This is a genomic window from Ferroplasma sp. Type II (genome assembly GCF_000496155.1).
On record NZ_KI542685.1, the window covers coordinates 6,153 to 10,905 of the forward strand.

The following is a 4,753-nucleotide window of genomic DNA, read 5'->3' on the forward strand; positions in this document are numbered from 1 at the left end:
CATGAGAAACTGGACACTACACTGGTTTACATCCAGCCTGATGCGGAGGATGCATTTTCGGCGTTGCGCAAGAATATGAAAAGGCTTGATTTTACTGCCTCGACAAAAAATAAGAATACAACCAGGGATATATCCAACGCCCCGAACGGGATTTGAACCCGTGTCACAGGCTCGACAGGCCTGTATGATAGGCCGCTACACTATCGGGGCAACCTAGTATTCCCGTAATTCTATCGTTTTATTTAAACATTTTTTATTTTTTTTAAAAATCAAATAGCCCAGCCAATATTATCACACCATTACCATCATATAATTTAGTATTAAACTATTTACCACAATACATTTTAATTACCAATTTGTTTAAATAACAAATTACCATTTATGTTTGTTGTCTTATGGAAGATATTGAATTACTTTCATGGAATTATAAAGATACGCCTGATCGTTTCGCTGAAATAATCAAGCATGACTATCAATATTTTGAATCTATGATGGAATTCAGGTCAATCAAAAAATACGTTATCCTTATAACGTGCAATCGTGTCGAAATATATTTCAGATCAGAGAAACCAATACTAGGCAGCATTGAGGGGTCAATGCATCTTGAATATCCTGAATCTATTCGCCATCTATTCCTTGTTTCATCTGGCCTAGAATCAATGGCCCTTGGAGAAAACGATATTCTCAGGCAGATAAAATCCTCATATGACCTGTCAACAAAACGTGGAAAATCCGACAAATTCCTATCTTATACCTTCCAGAAAGCTATCTCTGTGGGCAAGGATGTGAGAACGATGACTGGCATTTCACATGGAAAAACATCATTATCAAGCATTAGCCTTGATATTATAGAAAGCAAATATGGGCTATCCGGAAAAAGGATATGCATAATAGGTACAGGCAAGATGGCCACTGCACTTCTAAATTACCTTGCAGGCTCAGGAGTAGAGGTTACTGTTGCTGGCAGGTCCTTAGACCATGCAAGGAACCTGGCGATAAAATACGGTGCAGCATATTCAGGGCTTTCTGATATAGATAATATCATAAAATCAAACCAGATAATTATAGCAGCTACCTCATCAAAACAATACATAATAAATAATTCCAATTATTCTGGAGTTGATTCCGACAAAATACTCATAGATCTTTCGAATCCTCCGAATATAGAAAAAACTCAAAATCCGTTTATCAAGCTTTATGACCTGGAAAGGATTTACAACATATCTAAGGACACAAGAAAACATCGCGAACTGGAGGTAAAAAAAGCTGAAGAAATAGTTGAAAACCAGTTAAGCCTTTACGCATCAAAGATCAATGAAATGAAATCAGACGAGATCATATCAACATTCTATAAATTTGCAGAACAGATAAAGAAAGAGGAAATCGAGGAACTCCTGAGAAAAACAGATGTATCTGAAAGACAATTGGAAACAATAAATATAATGATGAATTCCTTCACGAACAAACTCCTTGCTCCGTATACAAATTCAATGAAGAATTTTATCAAAAATAATGAAAAGTATTCTTATATTTTACAGGAATACGATAATATGCTTGGAAAACTTCTGGATAAAGGAAAAAATATAGGAGTTAAAAATTATAAATAAAGATTAAAAAAATATTTTATTTTACCACCAGCTGAAGAATGACACACTGTAGTATAAGGGCACATAATCTCCACCGTAGGTTATTAACCCGTCATTGTTGTAGGGTATTGTTCCGTTGAAGTTGTCCCAGTAGTTTCCTCCCTGGTATCTCGTTCCTATTATGCTTCCCCTCAGTGCAAAGCCATTTACATAATGGACAATGTGTGCTGGCTGTTTTGGTATATTCCACATATTTATGTAAACAGCAGGAAGTCCTGAGAATATGGAGTAAGCCGGGCTGTATGCTGTTATTTCAGTATTAACGAAGTTGTTGTATATTGTATCTCCAGAGCTGAATTCGGCTATTCCCAGTGGTGCTCCCCATATGTTAGTTACCTGATCAAAGCTGGTATTATATGTCTGCAGTGCATTCAGGAAGTAGTTTCCCCATACAGTTACACCAGGGCTTTTGTATACCAGTATTCCGCTATCCATTACATTGAATACATTCCCGCCTACCAGATCCCTGGTGGAGTTCCATATTACTATATTGCCTACAGGGAATCCCGATAGGGAACTGGAGAAATATCCTGTTATGTCATATGATTTCCATATCGTCACATTGGAAGCATTGTACAGTTCATAGTTCAGGAAGTTGTATGCTGGGAGATTGTAGAAAGATTGGTACAGTTCATATGTTGGATTGGTGCTTGTGTATTTTATGAACATCGAAGGCATATGTTCCATGACTGTACTTGCATTGGTATTGTGCAACAGAACTCCAGCGAATACCGGGAAGGCATAGTCGTTGAATTCCTCAAACAGCGGGCTTATAGGCCTCACCTGGTAGTTGTCAATCATATAGGGATTTCCAGGGCTTCCATTTCCATACAAGGATATGTTTGCAATCTGGGAATTGTCAAAGGCATATAAGGGCGTGTATATTCCCATAGCATAGTCATGCCTTAATGAAACGTTCTGCCCTAAGCTAAAGTATGCGTTCTTATAATTGCTCAGCAGTGCCTGGGCTGTGTACTGACCTGAAGGCAATGTAAAGCTATACTTCCCCGATAGAGAAAGAGGAGTCCACTGTGCATTGGATAGATTGAATGTATTCCCTGATGATACAAACATGAAGGCATTGGAAGGCGACACCTTTCCACTATAATGTGTCATGGCATTGCTGGATGATATGTTCCACATTCCGTAGACCATGGATGGTCCTGGAGTAAGATGTGCGGTGTTGTGTACCCATGATACAGCGATTCCCTCAGAGGTTTCACCTGTTTCAGATCCAACATCATAGGCCGATGGCACGTTGACATATCTGCTTCCGTTCCTGTATTTTAAATTCATTGTGGCATTTACATTGTATATGGATGTTGTGCTTCCTCCTCCTGGTCCCCCGGCCATTATCTCAAAATCATATGGTATGAATCCCGTAGGAGTGACAGTTGTTCCACTTGCCAGGTATTCAGGCTTTTTCGCTACAAAGGTTGATGGTTGACCATATGTTGAGTTAAATATGGCATAGTTATATGAACCGGACTGCATATGGTGGCCGCTCATTATCGAATAGTTGAAATACACAGCACTGTCTCTGTCAACAACTGTAGAGTTTAGGTACAGATTCAGTTTAAAAGGTGTAGTTACATGTATTGTTGGGCCTATTCCATAGTAGAAAACGGGCGCAACTAGTATTCCATTGTCAGAATGAAATACATTGCTGCTCATTGTAAATGCCGGTGAGGAGAAATTCCATATATTGGTAAGGAACTGTACTGTATGTGTTCTTTCAGAATAGAATGCAACATTCTGTGTCCAGAAGGTATAGTTGGAATTTCCGAAAAGTGTAACGTTTGTCAGGACGGAGTTCAGCTGGAATGTCTCACTGGTCGGCCCGTCATTCAGTACATAGAACTGGCTCATATTATGAATTCCGACAGAGGCCATGACACTGGGAGTTGTTAAATTATATCCCACAAGTTTTCCAGAAACGTTCTTAGTTCCATAAAATCCAATTCCCATAGGTGCAGGAGCACTCTTGTAAGATGGGGCTATTACACCATTTTGCCTGCTAATTTTGTTATAAAGTGCTGGTATGCTTGCATCTTTCATGGGAATTCCATTCGCTTCAAGCTGTTTCTCTATAGCCAATAACTTTGAATTATTGCCCTGGGAAGCCACATGATGTGAAACATCAGATGTAGCTGCCGGTGCCGCTGGTGCTGTCGTTCCCTGAGATGTTACAGCAGCAAAGGCCAGTGCAACAAAAATTACGGTTACCACAATTGCCAATAATTTTTTCATAAATGTATAACCTATAAAATTATAAAAACCTTACTAAATATATATTATATCCATACATAGAAATTGTATAAATTAATATAATAAATCCCTCAAAATACTGATTTACGTAAATATTTGTATGCACAATGTATCATGTCTTATGAACCAGAAACTTGAAGAGGCAGTTGCAGGATTAAGGTGCGTCAACAAACCGGTAAAGCAGATAGCAAAAACACTGGGAATTAAAAAGGATGAGATAGAAAAAATCATTAAGGAATGGATACTGCAGACTGATCCATATATAAGTGAGTTGATAAGAGAAAGAAAGGTAAATAATATACCGGATACAGGGGAGATGAAACTCTTAGTTAAAATGGATGTTAATAACCTTTTAAATGATCCTAGAATTCTTGACTACATAGCTAAGAAGAGAAATGATCACCACGACCGCTTTATGGACTGTGTAAGGTATAAAATAAAAATTATCCTTGATAATAATAAAAAATAAAATAATTTATTCGATGTCCTCGAATTCAGAGTTATCTATTATTCCTTCATCCTTCATTTTATTCATTCCCTTCATTATGGCCATGCCTATTCCCACAACTATGAGGTTTAACAATAGTGCAAATACCCCTATATAGACGAAATGGAAGTCCTTGTAAAGGGAGCTCGTAAAGTCCAGCTCTGCAAGCATGACTATTGTGGTAGTCAGGCCAACAAGCCACCCTGCTGCTACCGGGTATTTATTCAGTTTTCTGGTGAATAGGGCAAGGTATACTGCTGGCAGTGTCTGCATTATAAAGGCTCCTCCTATTGTTTGAAGATAAACAATTTCACCCGAAGCTGCAGGTACCAGGGAGAATGCCAGTGCACCG

3 protein-coding genes, 1 tRNA gene and 1 pseudogene are annotated in these 4,753 nt (G+C 38.5%); 2 read left to right on the plus strand and 3 right to left on the minus strand.

Annotated features, from left to right (window positions below):
• Positions 1-137 precede the first annotated feature (137 nt).
• Positions 138-210 (minus strand) — tRNA-Asp (locus AMDU4_RS01100).
• Between the two features lie 185 nt (positions 211-395).
• On the opposite strand from AMDU4_RS01100, the gene hemA reads away from it, so the two are divergent.
• Positions 396-1,607, plus strand: a complete 1,212-nt coding sequence (gene hemA / locus AMDU4_RS01105; protein ID WP_021786154.1) for a glutamyl-tRNA reductase — start codon at positions 396-398, stop codon at positions 1,605-1,607.
• Between the two features lie 21 nt (positions 1,608-1,628).
• On the opposite strand, the gene AMDU4_RS01110 is transcribed toward hemA, so the two are convergent.
• Positions 1,629-3,896, minus strand: a complete 2,268-nt coding sequence (locus AMDU4_RS01110; protein ID WP_021786155.1) for a thermopsin family protease — start codon at positions 3,894-3,896, stop codon at positions 1,629-1,631.
• 139 nt (positions 3,897-4,035) lie between these two features.
• Between AMDU4_RS01110 and AMDU4_RS01115 the strand changes: the two genes are divergently transcribed.
• Positions 4,036-4,383 (plus strand): hypothetical protein, encoded by a 348-nt coding sequence (locus AMDU4_RS01115; protein WP_290703839.1) that lies wholly within the window; start codon positions 4,036-4,038, stop codon positions 4,381-4,383.
• A gap of 6 nt (positions 4,384-4,389) precedes the next feature.
• Here the strand turns inward: AMDU4_RS01115 and AMDU4_RS01120 are convergent.
• Positions 4,390-4,753 (minus strand): annotated as a pseudogene (locus AMDU4_RS01120) (cation:proton antiporter); the annotation flags it as partial.